The sequence below is a fragment of the Burkholderia savannae genome (assembly GCF_001524445.2).
In the GTDB taxonomy this organism is placed as follows: domain Bacteria; phylum Pseudomonadota; class Gammaproteobacteria; order Burkholderiales; family Burkholderiaceae; genus Burkholderia; species Burkholderia savannae.
The window spans coordinates 3,708,556-3,728,007 of record NZ_CP013417.1 but is presented as its reverse complement, the minus strand read 5'-3'; the positions used below and the strand labels follow the sequence as shown (position 1 = coordinate 3,728,007).

At 69.2% G+C, this 19,452-nt stretch carries 19 protein-coding genes and 1 pseudogene; 6 read left to right on the top strand and 14 right to left on the bottom strand.

The annotated features are described in order from the left end of the window. Positions 1–351: 351 nt before the first annotated feature. The 6 genes from WS78_RS18230 to WS78_RS18205 all read right to left on the bottom strand — a co-directional run bounded on the left by WS78_RS18230 (position 352) and on the right by WS78_RS18205 (position 7,160). On the bottom strand, positions 352–1,260 hold the full coding sequence (locus WS78_RS18230; RefSeq protein WP_059578347.1) for a carbohydrate kinase family protein: 909 nt from the start codon (positions 1,258–1,260) through the stop codon (positions 352–354). Beyond that, positions 1,257–2,699: an AGE family epimerase/isomerase gene (locus WS78_RS18225; RefSeq protein WP_038748312.1), complete on the bottom strand. Its 1,443-nt coding sequence runs from the start codon at positions 2,697–2,699 to the stop codon at positions 1,257–1,259. Before WS78_RS18225 ends, WS78_RS18230 begins: the two co-directional genes overlap by 4 nt. Further along, positions 2,696–3,715 (bottom strand): LacI family DNA-binding transcriptional regulator, encoded by a 1,020-nt coding sequence (locus WS78_RS18220; RefSeq protein WP_059578350.1) that lies wholly within the window; start codon positions 3,713–3,715, stop codon positions 2,696–2,698. The genes WS78_RS18225 and WS78_RS18220 overlap by 4 nt, the downstream gene beginning before the upstream one ends. 138 nt (positions 3,716–3,853) lie before the next feature. Then, a complete protein-coding gene (locus tag WS78_RS36025) occupies positions 3,854–4,048 on the bottom strand; it encodes a hypothetical protein (protein WP_059578354.1) in 195 nt (64 codons plus the stop codon). Continuing rightward, a complete protein-coding gene (locus WS78_RS18210; RefSeq protein ID WP_038748309.1) occupies positions 4,045–5,604 on the bottom strand; it encodes a methyl-accepting chemotaxis protein in 1,560 nt (519 codons plus the stop codon). Before WS78_RS18210 ends, WS78_RS36025 begins: the two co-directional genes overlap by 4 nt. 512 nt (positions 5,605–6,116) lie before the next feature. After that, a complete protein-coding gene (locus WS78_RS18205; protein WP_038748307.1) occupies positions 6,117–7,160 on the bottom strand; it encodes a bile acid:sodium symporter family protein in 1,044 nt (347 codons plus the stop codon). Between the two features lie 379 nt (positions 7,161–7,539). Between WS78_RS18205 and WS78_RS37125 the strand changes: the two genes are divergently transcribed. The 3 genes from WS78_RS37125 to WS78_RS18190 all read left to right on the top strand — a co-directional run bounded on the left by WS78_RS37125 (position 7,540) and on the right by WS78_RS18190 (position 10,627). Next, entirely contained in the window at positions 7,540–8,022 is a 483-nt protein-coding gene (locus tag WS78_RS37125) for a hypothetical protein (RefSeq protein ID WP_038748305.1), read from the top strand. Positions 8,023–8,428: 406 nt separating this feature from the next. After that, positions 8,429–9,505, top strand: coding sequence for a porin (locus tag WS78_RS18195; protein WP_038748304.1), 1,077 nt, complete (start codon positions 8,429–8,431; stop codon positions 9,503–9,505). Positions 9,506–9,664: 159 nt separating this feature from the next. Beyond that, positions 9,665–10,627: a LysR family transcriptional regulator gene (locus WS78_RS18190; RefSeq protein ID WP_038748302.1), complete on the top strand. Its 963-nt coding sequence runs from the start codon at positions 9,665–9,667 to the stop codon at positions 10,625–10,627. A gap of 311 nt (positions 10,628–10,938) precedes the next feature. Here WS78_RS18190 and WS78_RS18185 read toward each other — a convergent pair whose 3' ends face one another. After that, on the bottom strand, positions 10,939–11,898 hold the full coding sequence (locus WS78_RS18185) for an NAD(P)H-dependent flavin oxidoreductase (RefSeq protein WP_038748300.1): 960 nt from the start codon (positions 11,896–11,898) through the stop codon (positions 10,939–10,941). A gap of 296 nt (positions 11,899–12,194) precedes the next feature. Between WS78_RS18185 and WS78_RS18180 the strand changes: the two genes are divergently transcribed. After that, complete coding sequence (locus WS78_RS18180; protein WP_038748297.1) at positions 12,195–13,088, top strand: alpha/beta fold hydrolase; 894 nt, start codon at positions 12,195–12,197, stop codon at positions 13,086–13,088. Between the two features lie 306 nt (positions 13,089–13,394). On the opposite strand, the gene WS78_RS18175 is transcribed toward WS78_RS18180, so the two are convergent. After that, entirely contained in the window at positions 13,395–13,883 is a 489-nt protein-coding gene (locus WS78_RS18175) for an Lrp/AsnC family transcriptional regulator (protein ID WP_038748296.1), read from the bottom strand. A 111-nt stretch (positions 13,884–13,994) separates the two neighbouring features. On the opposite strand from WS78_RS18175, the gene WS78_RS18170 reads away from it, so the two are divergent. Beyond that, positions 13,995–14,909: a DMT family transporter gene (locus tag WS78_RS18170; protein WP_082717672.1), complete on the top strand. Its 915-nt coding sequence runs from the start codon at positions 13,995–13,997 to the stop codon at positions 14,907–14,909. A 224-nt stretch (positions 14,910–15,133) separates the two neighbouring features. Here the strand turns inward: WS78_RS18170 and WS78_RS18165 are convergent, their stop codons facing one another. From WS78_RS18165 to WS78_RS18145, 5 genes are all read right to left on the bottom strand, one after another. After that, positions 15,134–15,445, bottom strand: a complete 312-nt coding sequence (locus tag WS78_RS18165) for a DUF1289 domain-containing protein (RefSeq protein ID WP_059578359.1) — start codon at positions 15,443–15,445, stop codon at positions 15,134–15,136. After that, a complete protein-coding gene (locus tag WS78_RS18160; protein ID WP_059578362.1) occupies positions 15,442–15,948 on the bottom strand; it encodes a YbaK/EbsC family protein in 507 nt (168 codons plus the stop codon). The genes WS78_RS18165 and WS78_RS18160 overlap by 4 nt, the downstream gene beginning before the upstream one ends. Before the next feature lie 52 nt (positions 15,949–16,000). Beyond that, positions 16,001–16,933, bottom strand: a complete 933-nt coding sequence (locus WS78_RS18155) for a hydroxymethylglutaryl-CoA lyase (protein ID WP_038748291.1) — start codon at positions 16,931–16,933, stop codon at positions 16,001–16,003. Positions 16,934–17,025: 92 nt separating this feature from the next. Then, the gene (locus WS78_RS18150) at positions 17,026–17,967 is read right to left on the bottom strand and encodes a 2-hydroxyacid dehydrogenase (RefSeq protein ID WP_059578365.1); all 942 of its coding nucleotides are present in this window, start codon (positions 17,965–17,967) and stop codon (positions 17,026–17,028) included. 4 nt (positions 17,968–17,971) lie between these two features. Beyond that, the gene (locus WS78_RS18145) at positions 17,972–18,409 is read right to left on the bottom strand and encodes a VOC family protein (RefSeq protein WP_038748288.1); all 438 of its coding nucleotides are present in this window, start codon (positions 18,407–18,409) and stop codon (positions 17,972–17,974) included. Between the two features lie 149 nt (positions 18,410–18,558). Between WS78_RS18145 and WS78_RS18140 the strand changes: the two genes are divergently transcribed. Further along, positions 18,559–19,194, top strand: coding sequence for an RBBP9/YdeN family alpha/beta hydrolase (locus WS78_RS18140; protein ID WP_038748286.1), 636 nt, complete (start codon positions 18,559–18,561; stop codon positions 19,192–19,194). 81 nt (positions 19,195–19,275) lie between these two features. On the opposite strand, the pseudogene WS78_RS36015 reads toward WS78_RS18140, so the two are convergent. After that, positions 19,276–19,350: pseudogene (locus WS78_RS36015) on the bottom strand (ADP-ribose pyrophosphatase); the annotation flags it as partial. Between the last annotated feature and the right edge of the window lie 102 nt (positions 19,351–19,452).

The window sequence follows — 19,452 nt, the reverse complement described above, 5'->3', positions numbered from 1 at the left end:
AAGCCGGCCATCGCGCGATCGAGCGCGTCGCGCGCGCGGCGCGCGCGCGGCGCGGCAATGCCCGGCCGGTTCAGGTTCGTGCCGGCGTGTGTCCTGTCTCTTGTCGCGCGACCCGTCCGTTCGCCCGCAGCGCCGCCCGAGCGCACCGATTACACGTACCGTTCGCGTGCACCGGTTGCGCGGCAGGACGTTCAGCGCGGTACGTTCGCGAGAAGCCCGTCGCGAACGGAGTCGCATCGACGGTTCGTGCGCGAATGCCGTCGCGCGATGCTCGGATCTGCCGCATCCGCATCCGCATCCGCATCCGCATCCGCATCCGCATCCGCAGCCGCAGCCGCAGCCGCAGCCGCGTCACGACGCGACGAGCGCGACGACTTCGTCGAGCGTCGGCGCGTGCGCGCCCGTGTGGCGGCACGCCGCCGCGCCGGCCGCGAGCGCGAACGACAAATGCTCGCGCCAGCCGCGCTCCGGCACCGTCATCAGGCTGAACAGCAAGCCGCCGATCGTCGCGTCGCCGGCGCCCACCGTGTCCGCGACCTCGACGCGCGGCGGCCGCGCGTCGAGTGTCTCGCCGCCCGCGTAGAGCGTCGCCGTGTCCGGCCCCCGCGTGACGAGCAGCGCCGCGCGCGGATTGAACGCGTGCAGCCGCGCGATCGCGCTCGCTTCGTCTTCGCCCGCGAACAGGTGCCGCAAGTCTTCGTCGGACACCTTGATCAGATCGGCGAGCTCAGCCATCTTCGCGAGCGTCGGCCGGTAGCCGTCCGTCATCAGATTGCGGTAGTTCGGATCGAAGCTGATCTTCACGCCCGCTTCGCGCAATTCGGCGGCGAGCGCGATGAGCGTCGCCGCGAGCGGTTCGCGCACGAGGCTGATGCAGCCGAAATGCGCCCACTTCGCGTGCTCGCGCCAGCCGTCGGGCAGCCGCTTCGGATCGAACGCGAGATCCGCGCTGTTTTCGCCGATGAAGAAATACGCGGGCGGCTGCGTTTCGTGGACGATCGCGAGGAGCGGCGCGCGCTCGACCCGCTGCAGGAAGCGCAGATCAAGGCCGGCCGCCTCGCTTTCGCGCCACAGCTCGTCGGAGAAGCAGTCGCGGCCCACCGCGCCCGCGCACGCGCTCGGCGCGCCGAGCCGCGCCACCGCGCGCGCGACGTTCCAGCCGGCGCCGCCCGGGCGAGACGTCCAGTGCGCGCCGCCCGTGCGGACCATGTCTGTGAGAATGTCGCCCGCCGACACGAATTGCGGAAACCCTGCGCTCATCGCGCTCCTCCGTTTCGGCGGCGCGCCGCGCCGTCGCCGTTGATCTTGCCGTGACCGCCGCGCCCATCGCGTCCATCGCGTCCGTCGCCGTGCTTCGCGGGCGCGGCTTCGCCGTGGCCGCCCGCGCCGTCATCCGCATCATCCGCGCCGTCGCCCGCGCGCATGCCGCCGCCGTCGCCGCGCTTCGCCGCGAGCGCGTGCAGCACTTCGTAGCACGCGCCCATCGTGTGATAGTCGGTCTTGCCGGCGGGGCTCTTCTCGTCGCTGTACTTGCGGTTGTCGCAGGTGAGAACCCGGTACCACGCGCCGTAGCGGTGATCGACGAAGTGCGCCCAGCTATAGCGCCAGATCTCGTCGTACCAGTCCCAGAAGCGTTCGCTGCCCGTGCGCTGCGCGAGGAGCGCGGCCGCCGCGAAGCTCTCCGCCTGCACCCAGAAGTACTTGTCGTGGTCGCACACCTTGTAGTCCGGCCCGAAGCCGTAGCAAAGGCCGCCGTGGTCGCTGTCCCACGCGTGCGCGAACGCCGCGTCGAACAGCTCGATCGCGCGCGGCAGCAGCCAGTCGAGCGGGCGGTGGCGCTCGAGAATCAGCAGCAGCTTCGCCCATTCGGTCTGATGGCCGGGCTGGAAGCCCCACGGACGGAAGATGTTCGAGCTGTCTTCCTTGTTGTATTCCCAGTCGACCGACCAGTCCGCGTGGAAGTGCTCCCACACGAGCCCCTGCGACAGCGCGGCCTGCCGCTGCACGATGTTCGTCGCGACCTTCTCCGCGCGGTCGAGATACGTCAGGTGGCCCGTTGCCTCGTATGCGGCGAGGAGCGCTTCCGTCGCGTGCATGTTCGCGTTCTGGCCGCGGTAGCTCGACACGGCCCAGCCCGGCGTCGCGTCGTCCGCGTAGAGGCCCGCCGCCCGATCCCAGAAGCGGCGTTCCATCAGCTCGAACGTGTGCGCGATGAGCGGCTTTGCCTCTTCGACGCCCGCCATCGCCGCGTGCGCGGCCGCGAGCAGCACGAACGCGAGCCCGTAGCAGTGGCGCGTGCCGTCGCGCGTCGCGCGCTTCTCGCCGTCGCGCCATTCGATCTCCCAGTCGTAGCCTTCGTGCTCGGCGTCCCAGTGCGCGTCGCGCAGGAAGCGCAGCCCGTGGCGCACGTAGTCGAGATCGCGCGCGTCGCCGAAGTGGCGGTACGCCATCGCGTAGTTGAAGATGAAGCGGCAGCTGCTGACGAGGTGGCGCGTGGTGCGATCGTAGACGCTGCCGTCGTCGCGCAAGAAGTGGTGGAAGCCGCCCGTCGGGTCGAACACGTGCGGCGCGTAGAAGCGCAGCGTGTCCTCGACGTGCGCGATGAGGAACTGCGGGTCGCGGAAGCTCGCGACGTACGGCGCGGTGGCGTGCGGCGCGTCGGGCGTCGGACGGGAAGCGGGCGTGGCTGAGGTCGTCATGATCCGAGTACCGAGGTGAGGGGGCGCGGCGTGCGTGCGGCGCCCGCGCTGCTGGCCCGCGCGATCAGTTGCACGGGAAGGCTGAGTTCGGTTTGCGCGGGCGAATCGGCGAGCAGCAGCTCGATGCCCTGCCGGCCGAGCGCCTCCTTGTCGATCGCGAGCGTCGTGAGGGGCGGCGCCGCGTGCGCGGCGGCCGGAATGTCGTCGAAGCCGACGAACGCGATGTCGTCCGGCACGCGCACGCCGTGCTCGATGCACATGCGCATCGCGGCGAGCGCGGCCGCGTCGTTGTACGCGAACACGGCGTCGGGCAGCGGGCCGCCCGCGTCGAGCAAGTGCCGCATCGCGTTCGCCGCGCCGGCGTCGGGGCCGAGGCTCGTGTCGATCGACAGCTCGAGCGACGGATCGAACAGCATGCCCGCGTCGAAGAACGCGCGGCGATAGCCGAGCGCGCGCTGCGCGATGCTGTAGTGCGCGAGCGAGCCGCCGATGAACGCGATGCGCCGGCGGCCCGACGCGAACAGGTGATGCATCGCGAGCGCGGCGCCGCCCGCGTTGTCGACGTTGATCGAGCGCAGCCCGGGCGCGCGGATGTCGATGAGCACGAGCGGGCGGCCCGTCGCGGCGAGCGCTTCGAGCGTCTCCGGCTCCATGAAGCCCGCGACCGCGATCGCGTCGGGCGCGTGCGGGCGCATCTGGCGGATCACGTCGTCGGTCGGGCCCGTCGTCAGGAGCGACGGCACGATCCCGCGCTCGCGGCACGCGTCCTCGACGCCGTGCAGCACGTGCGAGAAGAACGGCGTCGTCGCGAAGTTGTTGTGCTGCCGATGCAGCAGGAACGTGAGCCGCTTGATCCGCGGGCGCAATTGCGTCGGATCGTAGTTCATGCGGCGCGCGATCTCGACGACGCGCTCGCGCGTCGCCTCGGACAGGCCAGGCTGATTCTTGAGCGCGCGCGACACGGTGCCGATCGACACGTTGGCCGCCTGCGCGACGTCGCGAATGGTGGTGCCCATCGTTTTGAGCCGGGATGTTTAGGGTGTTGGCGATTGTATAGTAAAAATCGTCGTGCAACGCCCTGGGACTATGTCGATTCGGCTTATAAGTGCTTATTTATAAATAGGTTGGTGGGTCATAATTGTTTACTAAAAATACTAAACAGATATCGGTTTGTGGGTCGTCGTGATGCCGTCGCCGTCGCCGATGCCGTCGCCGTCGCCGTCGCCGTCGCCGATGCCGTCGCCGTCGCCGTCGCCGATGCCGTCGCCGTCGCCGTCGCCGTCGCCGATGCCGATGCCGATGCCGATGCCGTCGCCGATGCCGATGCCGATGCCGATGCCGTCGCTCACGCCGCGACGCGGAAGATCGCCGCCGCCTCGCGCAGCGCGGACGCTTCGTCGGCGAGCGCGCCCGCGGCGCTCGCCGCCTTCTGCACGAGCAGCGCGTTGTGCTGGGTCATTTCGTCCATCTGCGCGACCGCGCGGTTCACCTGGTCGATGCCGGAGCGCTGCTCGTCGGACGCATGCGAGATTTCGTCGACGAGCGTCGCGACCTGCCGCACCGACGCGAGCATGCCGACGATCGTGCCGCCCGCGGCCTTCACCGTGTCCGCGCCGAGCTCGACTTCGCCCGTCACGTCGGCGATCAGCGTCGAGATTTCCTTCGCCGCCTGCGCGCTGCGATGCGCGAGGCCGCGCACTTCCTGCGCGACGACCGCGAAGCCGCGGCCCGCCTGGCCGGCGCGCGCCGCCTCGACGGCCGCGTTCAGCGCGAGCAGGTTGGTCTGGAATGCGATGCCCTCGATCGTCGACGAGATGCTGCGGATCTGCTGCGAGCGGACCGACAGCGCCTCCATCCGCGCGATCGCGTCGCGCGCGGCGGCGTCGCCCTGCTCGGCCTGCGTCGACGCGGCGATCGCGAGCGAGCTCGCCTGCCGCGCGTGGTCGGCGTTCGTGCGCACGGTCGCGGCGAGCTGCTCCATGCTGCTCGCCGTCTGCTGCAGGCCGGCCGCGTGTTCGTCGGTGCGGCGCGACAGGTCGTGGTTGCCGTGCGCGATGTCGGACGTCGCGTGCGCGATCGCGTCGGCCGCGCGCTGCAGCGTGCCGATCGTCGCCGCCAGGCGCGCGCGCATCGCGTGCATCGCATGCAGCACGCTGCCGGGCGCGGCGTCGGCGGCGCGCACGTCGAGCGCGAGGTTGCCGGATGCGATCTCGTTGGCGACGGTCGCCGCGTAGTCCGGCTCGCCGCCCAATTGCCGCGCGAGCGCGCGCGCCATCGCCGCGCACAGCACCGCGACGGCCACGACGCCCGCGAGCACGCAGCCCGCGACCGCCCACTGGACGAGCCGCGCGACGCCGCGCGCGCGGTCGTACGCGTGTTGCGCCGCTTGGAGCTGCCACTGGCGCAACTGCGCGGCCTCGCCCTTGACGCGTTGCGCGACGGGGTCAAGCGTCTGCGTGACGACCCATTGCGCTTCGGACAGATTGTTCGCCTTCAGCAGATCGACGGCGGGCCGGATGCCCTTGTCGCGCAGCGTCGCCCAATCGGCGGCGAGGCGCTCGGCCTGCGCGCGCTCGGCGTCGGCGCGCGGCGTCGCGCGGTAGTCGGCGAGCAGGCGATCGATCGCGGCGACGTCGCGCGCCGACGCCGCGGCGACCGCTTCGGTTTTCGCGGCGGACGGATCGAGCACGGCGTCGCCGACCGCGTAGCGCGTCTGCGTGACGAGCTCGTCTATCGACGAGATTCGCTGCAGTGTCTTCGCGCGATCCTCGAAGACGTGCGCGAGCGCGTCGCCGACGCGCGCGACGCCGGCGAGACCGATGCCGCCGGCGGCGGCGAGCACGAGGACGACGACCGCGACGAGGGCGCGCAGACGGGCTTTGACGGTGAGGCGGGTGGTGTTCATCGGGGGCGGTTCCGGAAGCGGCGCGTCGCGCTCGTGACGCGTCGAGCCGTGACGAGAAGCCGGCTTAACGGCGTCGGGGGCCCCGGGTTGAATGAATTTTTCGTGAAGCGATGCCCTGATTTGGGGCGTCGGCGGCGAGGGGCGCGTGTTGCGTGATTGGGCGAAGGATGCCTGCCGGTCGTTTCGGTGTGGCGTCGCGGGCGTTGCGGCGCGCGAATGCGGCGATGCGCGAATCAGATGCGCGAATCAATCGGCGAACCGGGGAGCCCGGCGCGCCGTGCATCGCCGCGGAGCGCACGATGGCGGGCCGGAGCACGCGCAGCGGACGAAACCGGCGAGTCGGCGAAGCCGGGAAATCGGGAGGTCGCGCTGCCGGGAAGCCGCGCAAGCGTGGAGCGTGCAAGCGCGCTCTGCGAGGCGAGGCGAACACGGCGCGGCCGAGGCGAGTCGTCGCGCCGCGTCGCGTCGCGCGCAGCGTTTCGCGGCGCGTCAGTGCCGCATCGCGTCGCGCGTCAGTGCTTCGTCGCGCCCGCGCGCGCGCCGAGCGCCCCGCCGCCGTGCGCGTTGTCGGCCTGCCGCTCGCGGCTCGTGTCGCGTGCGCCCCAGCGCTGCGCGAGCGCCGCGCAGGTCATCAGCTGGATCTGATGGAACAGCATGAGCGGCAGCACCACCGCGCCGACCGCGTGCGCGGCGAAGATCACTTTCGCCATCGGCACGCCGGCCGCGAGGCTCTTCTTCGAGCCGCAGAAGATGATCGTGATCTGGTCCGCGCGATTGAAGCCGAGCCGCTTGCTGACGATGGTCGTGACCGCGAGTGCGACCGCGAGCAGCACGACGTTGACGACGACGAGCCCCGCGAGCGCGGTCGGCGGAATTTGGTGCCAGAGGCCTTCGTTGACCGCTTCGCTGAACGCGACGTAGACGACGAGCAGGATCGAGCCCTGATCGACGAAGCGCAGCACGCCGCGATTGCGCTCGATCCAGCGGCCGATCACCGGCCGCAGCAACTGCCCGGCGATGAACGGCACGAGGAGCTGCATCACGATCGCGCCGATCGTGCTCCACGGCGATGCCGTCGCGCCCGTGCCCTGCGTCGACACCATCACGCCGACGAGCGCGGGCGTGACGAAGATGCCGAGCAGGCTCGACGCGGACGCCGAGCAGACGGCGGCGGGCACATTGCCCTTCGCGATCGACGTGAACGCGATCGACGACTGCACGGTGGACGGCAGCGTGCAGAGGAACAGCACGCCGGCGTAGAGCGCGGGCGTGACGAGCGGCGTGAGCACCGGCTTGAGCGCGAGGCCGAGGAGCGGGAAGAGCGCGAACGTGCAGAGCAGCACGACGGCGTGCAGCCGCCAGTGCGTCGCGCCCGCGATGATCGCCTCGCGCGACAGCTTCGCGCCGTGCAGGAAGAAGAGCAGGCCGACCGCGATATTGGTCGCCCAGTTGAACGCGTGCGCGGCCTCGCCGCGGCACGGCAGGAAGCTCGCGAGCACGACTGTGCCGACGAGCGCGAGCGTGAAATTGTCGGGAATGAAGCGGGAGCGCGCCATTTCGGGTCTCGATCGAATGCGGTGGAAGCGCCGCGGCTCGCGGGCGGCGCGGCGGTTGTCAGCCTGATATTCTCGCGGTCGGCAATTGAATAGGCAAATTCATTCGAAGAATTGATTAATGATTCGAATGCATGCCGATGCGCGCTGCGGGTGCATCGCAACCTTACGGCCAAAACGGTCGAAAACAGGCGGCGCGCGACGTCCAAAAAAGTACGCGGAATCCCTGAAAGCCGTGCAGTAACACGGTGTTACACCGATGCCTTTGGTCTAACACTTTTGCGCTCGACACACTTTCGCCTCGCCAATAAATTACCGCTGAAAGGCTTGCGCGCGCGATTCGGGTGCGCGCGCGAGCAGAAAAGCAAGCGGTAGACCAATCATGACGACGGAACGGGCATTACGGAAGATCGGGCGATGGGCGGCGGGCGCGATGTGCGCGCTCGCGGCGGCGCTCGCCTTCGCGCAGCCGCCGCATGGCGGTGGGCCCGGCTTCGGCGGCGGTCGCGGCGGCTCGCACTACGCGGCGGGCGGCGCGGGCGGCTGGCGCGGCGCGCCCGGCTACCTGCCGGCGCCGCACGGCGGCGAGGCGCGGATCGGCGTGAACGGCTACCGTCAGCGCTGGGGGCTGCGTCCGACGCCTTCCTATGGCCGCTACGCGGCGCAAAGCCCGTACCGGCCGATCAGCGCCGAGGCGCGCCAGGCGCCGCACGCGCCCGGCTCGGCGAACGTGCCGATGCGTGCCGGCTCGATCCGCGCCGACGTCGCGCGCTACAACGAAGAGCGCGGCGGCCGTCCCGCGCCAGCCCCGCGCCAGGACGAAGCGCCGCATCTGCCGTTCTTCGCGCCGTTCTACCGCAACTGAGCGAGCGCCGGCCGGCGCATGCGCCGCCGATTGATGCAAATTCGCGACACTCGCGCGAAATCCTTCCGTGCATTTCGCTGGTTACGCTATCTTTCGCGCCTCGTTGCGAGGACGACGCGCGCAAGCCGGCATTTTCTCGCGGTTCGAATCGCCGCCCGACCTTGCCGCCGACGCACGATCGGCGCGCACAGGAAAGCCGTTCGTCAGCTTGAAACCGGAAAGCCCGCCGGTCACGCCCGACAAATCGCCGGGAAGTTAACGCTGACGCTATATCCGCAATAAGTCCCTCCTTTTTTGACCGGAAAAATGGCTCGGGAAGATGGCGACGCCCGCGAACGGCGCCGCGCCTTCCGGACGTCGCGCGTCCGTTCGCCTCGCTTCCGTTAGACGACCCTCTGGAGATCTCATGAAGTCATCCGTCAGCCGCGCGCTGAAAACCACTTTCGCGTGCGCCGCCGTCGCGGCGTTGGCCGCGGGCGCGTCGGGCGTTCGCGCGCAGTCGAGCGTTCAACTCTACGGACAGGTCGACGAATGGATCGGCGCGCAGAAATTCCCCGGCGGGCAGCGCGCGTGGGGCGTGCAGGGCGGCGGGATGTCGACGTCGTACTGGGGGCTGCGCGGCACCGAGGATCTCGGCGGCGGCTATCAGGCGATCTTCACGCTCGAGGATTTCTTCCGCGCGCAGAACGGGCGCTACGGCCGCTTCGACGGCGACACGTTCTTCGGCCGCAACGCGTATGTCGGGCTCTCGACGCCGTACGGCACGGTGCGCGCCGGGCGCCTCACGACGGAACTCTTCATCTCGACGATCCTCTTCAATCCGTTCGTCGATTCGTACGTGTTCTCGCCGATGGTCTACCACGTGTTCCTCGGCCTCGGCACGTTCCCGACGTACACGACCGATCAGGGCGTCGTCGGCGATTCGGGCTGGAACAACGCGATCGACTACACGAGCCCGACCTTCGGCGGCTTCAACGCGGCCGCGATGTACGCGTTCGGCAACACGGCGGGCGACAACCGCTCGAAGAAGTGGAGCGGCCAACTGAACTATTCGAACGGTCCGTTCGCCGCGACGGCCATCTATCAATACGTGAATTTCAACGGCGGCCCGGGCGATCTCGGCGCGCTCGTCGCCGGCATGAAGAGCCAGGGCGTCGCGCAGGTCGGCCTGTCGTACGATTTCAAGGTCGCGAAGATCTACGCGCAATACATGTATACGAAGAACGAGCAAAGCGCCGCCAGTTGGCACGTGAACACCGCGCAAGGCGGCGTGTCGGTGCCGCTCGGGCCGGGCAGCGCGCTCGCGTCGTACGCGTATTCGCGCGATTCGGGCGGGCTCGATCAGACGCGTCGCACGTGGGCGCTCGGCTACGACTATCCGCTGTCGAAGCGCACCGACGTATATGCGGCGTACATGAACGATCGTTACTCGGGCATGTCGAGCGGCGACACGTTCGGCGCGGGAATTCGTGCGAAGTTCTAAAGAATCGCAAGCCGGGCGCGCGCCGCCCGGTCGATGTACGAAAAAGTGAGCAGCGTCACATTAAACGGCGCCGTTTTGCCTTTTTTGACGTTTTCAATTCACCAGCTTTGTTACAGTTGCTTGCGATTGCATAATTCCCCTCGATTGCGAGCATTTTGGATGGATACCCTCGTCAGCATGAATGTGTTTCGCTATGTCGTCGAAGTCGGCAGCTTCGTCGGCGCGGCCGAGCGCATGGAAATGTCGGCGGCGATGGCGAGCAAGCATGTGATGCATCTCGAGCACCAGCTCGGTGCACGTCTTCTGCATCGCACGACGCGCCGCGTTGCGCCGACGGAGGCGGGGCGCGAATATTACGAGCGGCTCGTGCAGGCGCTCACCGAACTCGACGAGGCCGGACAGGCGGTGGGCGCCGCGAGCGTCGTGCCGCAAGGGCGGCTGCGCGTGACGTCGCTGTCCGCGTTCGGGCTGCGGCACGTGATGGACGCGGTGACGTCGTACGCGCAGCGCTACTCCGACGTGACGGTCGAGATCACGCTGTCCGATCGCGTCGTCGAGCTGATCGACGAAGGCTACGACGTCGCGGTGCGCGCCGCGCCCGCCGGCATGAAGTCGTCGTCGCTCGTCGCGCGGCAGATCGCGACCGCGCACATTCTGCTCGTCGCGTCGCCCGACTATCTCGCGAAGCACGGCACGCCGGCGACGATCGCCGATCTTCAGCATCACAGCTTCATTCGCCGCGAGTCGAACGAGACGCTGCTCGACGCGGCGATCACCGACGTCGCGGCCGCGTCGCGCGTGCCGCTGTCGGGCAACGTGATCGTCAACCATCTCGAAGGGTTGCGCGTCGCGGTGCTGAGCGGCGCGGGCATCGGCCTTCTCGGCACCGAAGTGGTGGGCGAGGACATCGAGTCCGGCCGTCTCGTGCCGCTCCTGCTCGACGCGGTGCCGCCGCGCGAGCTGCCGATCTACGCCGTGTACGCGAGCCGGCGGCACGTGTCGGCGAAGGTGCGCTCGTTCGTCGATTTCCTCGCGGACCGCTTTGCGGGCCAGTCGCTGTGTCCGTCGATCGACGAGCGGCTGCGGCAGCTCGCGATGCCGCGGATGAAGCGGCTCGGATAACGCGCATCGCATCGCGCGGCGCGCATCGACAAAAAAACGCGGACCGGCTGGTCCGCGCTCAGACTGAAGACGAACCCTCGCGAAGCGAGGGTTTTGTTTTTGTTGTTTACCGCTTCTTGTTTTCGCTTTCGGGCATGCGTCGTCGGCACCGGGCCGAATCGGTTCGCATCGATTCGATTGGCGTAGACGCGGTGCGAGACGCATCGCGCATCGAACGCAGCGTGCGCGGCGCGCACGCGTCTTGACCGACTGAGGGACCGATCGAGTGACCGATCGAGGCGACGCGCACCGCTTGCCGCGAGGGGCGCGCGTTACGCGCGAATCCCGAGCCGCGCCTTCGCGTCGTCGTATTCACGCTTGAGCCGCGCGACGAGTTCGGCCACGGACGGAACGTCGTCCATCAGCCCGACGCCTTGCCCCGCGCCCCAGATGTCCTTCCACGCCTTTGCCTTGTCGCCGCCGAAATTCATCTTCGTCTTGTCGGATTCGGGCAGCGCGTCCGGATCGAGGCCCGCGTTCACGATGCTCTCGCGGATGTAGTTGCCGTGCACGCCGGTGAAGAGGTTCGTGTAGATGATGTCGGCCGATTTCGCGTCGAGGATCGCGTGCTTGTACGCGTCGACCGCGTGCGCTTCCTGCGTCGCGATGAAGCGCGTGCCCATATACGCGAGATCGGCGCCCATCGCCTGCGCGGCGAGGATCGAGCCGCCGTTCGCGATCGAGCCGGACAGCACGAGCGGGCCGTCGAAGACCTTGCGCACTTCGCCGACGAGCGCGAACGGCGACGTCGTGCCCGCGTGGCCGCCCGCGCCCGCCGCGACGAGGATCAGGCCGTCGACGCCCGCCTCGAGCGCCTTTTGCGCATGCCGCAGGTTGATCACGTCGTGCAGCACGATGCCGCCGTAGCTGTGCACGGCGTCGACGATCTCGCGCGCCGGCGCGCGCAGGCTCGTGATGAAGATCGGCACCTTGTGCTCGACGCACACGCGGATGTCGTGCTCGAGCCGCGCGTTCGACTGGTGGACGATCTGGTTCACGGCGATCGGCCCGATCACGGCGTCCGGGTTCGCGGCCTTGTGCTCGGCGAGCTGCGCCTGGAGCTGCGTGAGCCATTCGTCGAGCAATTCGGCCGGGCGCGCGTTGAGCGCGGGAAACGAGCCGACGATGCCGGCCTTGCATTGCGCGAGCACGAGTTCCGGATAGCTGACGATGAACATCGGCGACGCGATGACGGGCAGCGAGAGGTTTTGCAGGACGGCGGGCAGGGCCATGCGGTGTCTCCTGAATCGTCGCCGCGAGCGCGGCGAATGCATGAAGTTCGTTGCGTCGCGGCGCCCTCGCGGGCGCCCGTTGCGCGGTCGATATGTTATGTGAGTGTCGTGCCGGCTGCGCGCTCGCAACGAATTAATACGAACGGTCGTGCCATTATAGACGGGCTTCGATGAACGCGCCGCGGCGGCGCTGTCGAATGAGTGCTCTGTTTCTACGCTTTGCGAGGGTGCGCCGGCAGTGGCGCGACGATCGCGCTCCTACAATAACGAGCACAACAATTCGAGAGAACAAGACCATGTCGTTTGAGGAGTTCGCGCCGTTTCGCGTCACGGCGCAAGACGTCGACATCTTCGGCGTCAAAGGAGGCGCGGGACCGCCGCTTCTGTTGCTGCACGGGCACCCGCAAACGCACATGATCTGGCATCGCGTCGCCGCGACGCTCGCCAGGCATTTCACGGTGATCGCCACCGATCTGCGCGGCTATGGCGCGTCGGGCAAGCCGGCGAGCGACGCGCGGCACGCGCCGTATTCGAAGCGTGCGATGGCGGCCGATCAGGTGGCCGTGATGCGTCATTTCGGCTTTCCGCGTTTCCACGTGTGCGCGCACGATCGCGGCGCGCGCGTCGCGCATCGGATGGCGCTCGATCATCCGGACGCGGTCGAGCGGATGCTGCTCCTCGACATCGCGCCGACGCTCGCGATGTACGAGCGCACCGATCGCGCGTTCGCGACCGCGTACTTCCACTGGTTCTTCCTGATCCAGCCGGAGCCGCTGCCGGAGACGCTGATCGGCGGCCATCCGGACGCGTACGTCGAGGCGGTGATGGGCAATCGCTCGGCGGGCCTCGCGCCGTTCGCGCCGCAGGCGCTGCACGCGTATCGCGAAGCGCTGCGCCAGCCGGGCGCGGTGCATGCGATGTGCGAGGACTATCGCGCGTCGGCGACGATCGACCTCGACCACGATCGCGCGGACATCGAGCGCGGCCGCAAGCTCGCGTGCCCGCTGCGCGTGTTGTGGGGCGAGCGCGGCGTCGTCGCGCGCTGCTTCGATCCGCTCGACGAATGGCGGCGCGTCGCGCGCGACGTGAGCGGCCGTGCGCTCGCGTGCGGGCATTACATTCCGGAAGAAGCGCCCATCGCGCTGATCGACGAGATCCTGTCGTTCTTCGAGGCGCGCGAAGTGGCGTGACCTGCTCGGGCTGCGGCAGTCGGAGGCGACGATGGCGAATCGCTCGCGGCGTGCGTGCAGCGTGCAGCGTGCGTCGGGCTGCGGGCGTGGCGCGATGCGGCGCGTCGGGGGGCGTTGCGGGTGCGTTGCAGCCGCGAAGCGCGACATGCTCGCGGCGTCGGCCGGCGTTGCCGCGAGCCGGCCCTTAGCCCGGCATGCGGCTTTGCTTGCGCGAGCCGGGCGTTTGGGTTGCTCGCCTCTTGCAGCGCCGCCGCGCCGGCTTCACATGGCGCGGCTTCGCCGCGCTTCGCGTGCGCGCCGCACGCGTCAATCCTCTTCGATCGCAAGCGGCGGCAATCGTCGTGCGACGGGCGTCGACTTGACGATCGCCGTGCTCGTCTCCGCGCGCTCGGTCACCTTCGCGAGTATGCCGTCGAGCTGCTCGATCGAGCGCAGGTACAGCCGGCAGACGAAGCAGTCGTCGCCCGTCACCTTGTCGCATTCGACGAACTCGGGAATACGCCGCAACAGTTCCTCGACGAGATGCAATTGGCCGGGCAGCGGCTTCACGCGCACGATCGCCTGCAGCGTGTAGCCGAGCGCGCGCGGATCGAGCTCGACCGTGAAGCGCGCGATCACGCCCTGCGCTTCGAGCCGGCGCAGACGGTCGGCGGTGCTCGGTGCGGACAGCCCGACGCGCCGCGCGAGCTCGCTGACGGGCTGGCGCGCATCGTCGGCGAGCGCGCGCAGCAGTTCGCGGTCGATCACATCGAGCATGCTCGCCGCCGGCTGCGGCGTCGAAAGGCGTTTTTGCATGACAGCCTTCTTTTCACAGGTGGAAAGACGTTCTGCGCTCAGTTTAGCGATGGAGATGCGCAAATCAAGTCCCTAAAATCAAAGCCAGGCTTTCCTCTTGCGAGAACTCTCATGGCTTCGGACATGGCTTCGAACGAAACGCGCCGCGGCGCGCTCGAAATGGTGGTCGCGATGCTGATGTCGGGGACGATCGGCTGGCTCGTCGTGTCGTCGCAGCAGCATCTGATGAACGTCGTGTTCTTTCGCTGCCTGTTCGGCGGCGCGACGATGCTGATCATCTGCGCGGCGCTCGGCTTTCTGCGCCGTGATCTGCTGACCAGGCGCACGGTCGCGCTCGCCGCGATCGGCAGCGTCGCGATCGTCGCGAACTGGGTGCTGCTGTTCGCCGCGTATTCGCGCGCGTCGATTTCGATGGCGACGGCCGTCTACAACACGCAGCCGTTCATGCTCGTCGCGCTCGGCGCGATCGTGTTCCGCGAGCGGCTCAGCGCGTCGGTCGTCGCGTGGCTCGCGATTGCGTTCGGCGGGCTCGCGCTCGTCGTGCGCGTCGTGCCGGCGGTGCTCGCGGTGCCCGGCCAGTATCTCGACGGCGTCGCGCTCGCGCTCGGCGCGGCGTTTCTGTACGCGGTGTCGTCGATCGTCACGAAGCGTCTGAAGGGCACGCCGCCGCATCTGCTCGCGCTGTTCCAGACGGGCGTCGGCGTGCTCGCGCTCGCGCCGTTCGTCCACTACGACGCGCTGCCCGCGACGGCGGGCCAGTGGCTCGATCTCGTCGCGCTGGGCGTCGTCAACACGGGGATCATGTACGTGCTGCTCTACGGCGCGATCCAGAAGCTGCCGACCGCGATGATTGGCGCGCTGTCGTTCGTCTATCCGGTCGTCGCGATCGTCGTCGATCGGATTGCGTTCGGGCAGACGCTCGCGTGGAGCCAGATGTTCGGCGCGGCGCTGATCCTGCTCGCCGCGGCGGGGGTGAATCTCGGCTGGCGGATCGTGCCGTCGCGACGCGTCGCGGCGCGCGGTTGAGCGCCGCGTGCGAATGCGGATGCGAGGAGTGCGAATGCGGGCTGCGACATTCCGACACGCGCAAGTAAGTTGTAGGGAAACTCCTGATGCGGTGCAGCGAGGGCGCTCGTATGATGCGCAGTGACGTTGATCACGTCCACAGAATTCTCATTGCGCATGCCGTTCGCCAGTTTGGGCGAACGGCTTTTTTTTCGTCGCGCGCATGCGGCTGCGCGCCGGCCGCGTCACGCACTGGCCGTGCGCCTCGCCGCCAGCCGCGCGAGCACCGCGCGCTTCGCGTCGTCGTCGAACTTGCGCCAGCCGGCGATTTCGTCGCGCGTGCGGCGGCATCCTTCGCACCAGCCGGTTCTCGCATCGATTCTGCAAACGTTCGTGCACGGCGACGGCACGCTCGCGACGGGCGCCGTGGTTGCCATGCTCGCTGCGGCCGCGCTCCCGTCGCCCCCGCTGACCCCGTGGGGCCTGTCGCCCCCGCCGGCCGCGCCCGGCGCATCGTCGAACCGCGCTGCGCCGTCGATCTTCGTCACGCCGCTCATGCGTCGCTGCGTTGCGCGACGTCGGCGATGGGCGCGCCCGTCAGCGACACGAGTTCCCGCGGCGACAGGTTGAACACCGCATGCGGATGGCCCGCCGCCGCCCACAGGCTGTCGAGCTCGAGCAGGTCGCGATCGATCAGCGTGACGGGCTCGACGAGATGGCCGATCGGACACACGCCGCCGATCGCGTAGCCGGTGTTGTCGCGCACGAACTTCGCGTCCGCGCGGCCGACTTCGCCGACCTGCGCGGCGACCTTCTTCTCGTCGACGCGGTTCGCGCCGCTCGCGACGACGAGCACGGGCGCGCCGTCCGCGCGGCGTCGAAACAGGATCGACTTCGCGATCTGTGCGACCGAGCAGCCGAGGCCCGCGGCGGCTTCGGCCGAGGTCTTGCCGGTTTCCTCGAGCATCACGATGCCCTTCGCATGGCCGCGCTCGCGCAGCAGCAATGCAACGCGTCGAGCGGAATCGGGAAGCTTGTCGATGGGGGCGGAGATAGCCATGATGGGAGCGCTTCGTATCCTCGTGTGATGTTTCGAATGGGTGCCGCGCGGCTCACGCGCAGGCGGGCGGTTCGGCGGCCGCGCGCCGCTTCGCGAGCAGCGCGCGGCCCGCGCGCGACACGTTCGCGCGGCCGATCGCGGTCGAGATGAAATCGCCGGCGGCGACGACCTGATCGAGATCGACGCCCGTGTCGACGTTCAGCCCGCGCATCATGTACAGCACGTCCTCCGTCGCGACGTTGCCGGTCGCGCCCTTCGCGTACGGGCAGCCGCCGAGGCCCGCGACTGACGCGTGGAAGATCGCGATGCCCTCGATGAGCGCCGCGTAGATGTTCGCGAGCGCTTGCCCGTACGTGTCGTGGAAGTGGCCCGACAGCCGCTCGCGCGGAAACACCTTCGCGACCGCGTCGAGCACCGCGCGCGTGCGGCCCGGCGTGCCGACGCCGATCGTGTCGGCGATGTCGATCTCGTCGCAGCCGAGCGCGGCGAGGCGCTCGACGACGTCGACGACCGCCTCGACGGGCACGTCGCCCTGATACGGGCAGCCGAGCGCGCACGACACGCTCGCGCGCAACCGCACGCCCGCGTCCTTCGCCGCGCGCGCGACGGGCGCAAAGCGCGCGATGCTCTCGGCGATGCTGCAGTTGATGTTGCGCTGCGAGAACGCTTCGCTCGCCGCGCCGAAGATCACGACTTCGTCGGCGCGCGCGGCGAGCGCGTTCTCGAAGCCCTTCAGGTTCGGCGTGAGCGCCGAGTAGATCGTGCCCGCGCGGCGCTCGATGTCGGCCATCACGTCGGCGCCGTCGGCCATCTGCGGCACCCATTTCGGCGACACGAACGACGCCGCCTCGATGTTGCGAAAGCCCGCGCGCGACAGCCGGTTCACGAGCTCGATCTTGACGTCGGTGGGCACGAACGCCTGCTCGTTCTGCAGCCCGTCGCGCGGGCCGACTTCGACGATCTTCACGGATTGGGGGAGCGTCATCCGAGTCTCCTGGTTCCTGTCTTCTGATGAATGTATCGTGGCATGCGGCTCTGCGGCTCTGCGGCTCTGCGGCGCGCGCTCGCGGGCCGCGGTCAATAGCCGCGCGCGCGGTCGACGATGCCGCCGATCGGCTCGCCGCGCTCGAGCGCGCCGATCTTCGCGGCGATTTGCTCGACCGCCTGCGCGCGCAGCGTATCCGCCGAGCAGTGCGGCGTGATCGCGATGCGCGGCTCGCGCCAGAACGGATGATCGTCCGGCAGCGGCTCGGCCGCGAACACGTCGAGCGTTGCCGCGGCGATGCGGCCGCTCGCGAGCGCGTCGAGCAGATCGGCTTCGACGAGATGCGCGCCGCGCGCGATGTTCACGAGGTACGCGCCGTGCGCGAGCTTCGAGAACGCGTGCGTGTTCAGGATGCCGTCGGTGTCCGACGTGCTCGGCAGCAGGTTCACGAGCAGCTTGACGCCGGAAAGGAACGCGTCGAGCTGGGCGGCGCCCGCGAACGTCGCGATGCCGTCGAGTGCCTTCGGCGTGCGGCTGTAGCCGCGCACCGGCAAGCCGAGCGCCGCGAGCGCGCGCGCGACGCCGGCGCCCAACGCGCCGAGCCCGAGCACGCCGACGACGAACGATTCGCGCGGATGCGGCTCGAGCACCTGCCAGCGGCGTTCGCGCTGCAACAGCGCGTATTCGTCGAAGCGGCGCAGATAGCGCAGCGCCGCATGCGTCGCGTATTCGACCATCTGGCGCGCCATCCCGGCGTCCTCGAGGCGCACGAGCGGCACGTCGGGCGGCAGCAGGCCCGGATGCGCGCGCTCGAGCGCGAGCACCGCGTCGACGCCCGCGCCGAGATTGAACACCGCCTTCAGATCCGCGCGCGGCGCGAAGAACTCGCGCGGCGCGCGCCAGACGAGCGCGTAGTCGGCGGGCGCGTCGTCGCCGGGCGTCCATGCGCGCAACTGCGCGCCGGGCAGCGCGCGCTCGATGTCGCGCTTCCAGTCCGGCGCGTCCCGATGCGGCGTATAGAACAGGATGCGCATGCGTCTACTTCGCGAACAACTGGCCGATGTCGGCGAACGCCTTGAATTCCAGCGCGTTGCCGCACGGATCGAGGAAAAACATCGTCGCCTGCTCGCCGACTTCGCCCTTGAAGCGGACGTGCGGCTCGATCACGAATGACGTGCCGGCCGCCGTCAGCGCGTCGGCGAGCGCGCGCCACTCGTCCATCGACAGCACGACGCCGAAATGGCGCACCGGCACGTCGTCGCCGTCGACCGGGTTGACAGCCGAGCGGCCCGTCTCGTCGGGCGCGAGGTGCGCGACGAGCTGATGTCCGAAGAAATCGAAATCGACCCAGCGATCGGAGCTGCGGCCTTCCGGGCAGCCGAGCAGGCCGCCGTAGAAGCGGCGCGCGTGCGCGAGGCTCGTGACCGGAAAGGCGAGGTGAAACGGGCGCAACGCGCCGCGCGGCGTGGCGGACATGCATCGTCTCCTTGAAGGAAGCTCTCATTCTACGGTTTTGCCGCGCGTCGCGTCGTGATGCGCGGAAATGCAAAGCACAAAATATTGGTTCGCCGCGCGCGGCGCGCACGTGACAATCGACGCCAGGCTCCTAGCTCCGCGAGGGACACATGCGCTCATGCAGCAAATCGACGTGGCCACCGCGGCTCGTCACGGTGCCCGGCCTGCACGGCAGCGAAGGCGCGCACTGGCAGACCTGGCTCGAGAGACAGTTCGCGCGCGCGCTGCGCGTCGAGCAGGACGACTGGGACGCGCCGCATCTCGCGCGCTGGGCGCAGAAAGCGCGCGATCTGCTCGCGCGCGAGCGCGGGCCGTTCGTGCTCGCCGCGCACAGCTTCGGCTGCCTCGCGACCGCGCATGCGCTCGCGCAGCACGCATCGGCCGCGGATGCGCCGGCGGCTGAGGTCGTCGGCGTGCTGTTCGTCGCGCCGGCGAATCCGCGCAAGTTCGCGTTCGCGGGCGACTTCGACGCGCGCCGCCTCACCGTGCCGTCGATCGTGATCGGCAGCGAGAGCGACCCGTGGATGACGCTCGCCGACGCGCGCGAGTTCGCGCACCGGCTCGGCAGCGCGTTCGTCAATCTCGGCGACGCCGGGCACATCAATACCGCGGCGGGTTACGGGCCGTGGCCGCGCGCGAAGTATCTCGTCGATACGCTCGTGCATTGCGCGGCGCCGCTCAGGTTTCGCGACGACGCGCCGGAGTTCGGCGCGAACGCGCCTGAGCCGCTCGTGACGGCGGCTTGAAGCCGTCGAGCGCGTTTCGTCGAGCGTTTTTCTTTTCTTTCCGCGCTTCAGGCTGTCTGCGCGCACGGCTAGACGGCGACCGCGCACCGCGTGCGTGAGCGGCTGCGGAAGATCGTCGAGCTCGAACCAGCCGAAGGCGTCGTGCTTGTCGGGCTCGTGCGCCGACAAAACGGCACTTTCCGCTTCGTCGCGGCGCGCATGCGCTTTCGATTGCGCATCGATCCGCGCCGACCGAGCGGCGGCGCACGCCGCGCGCGC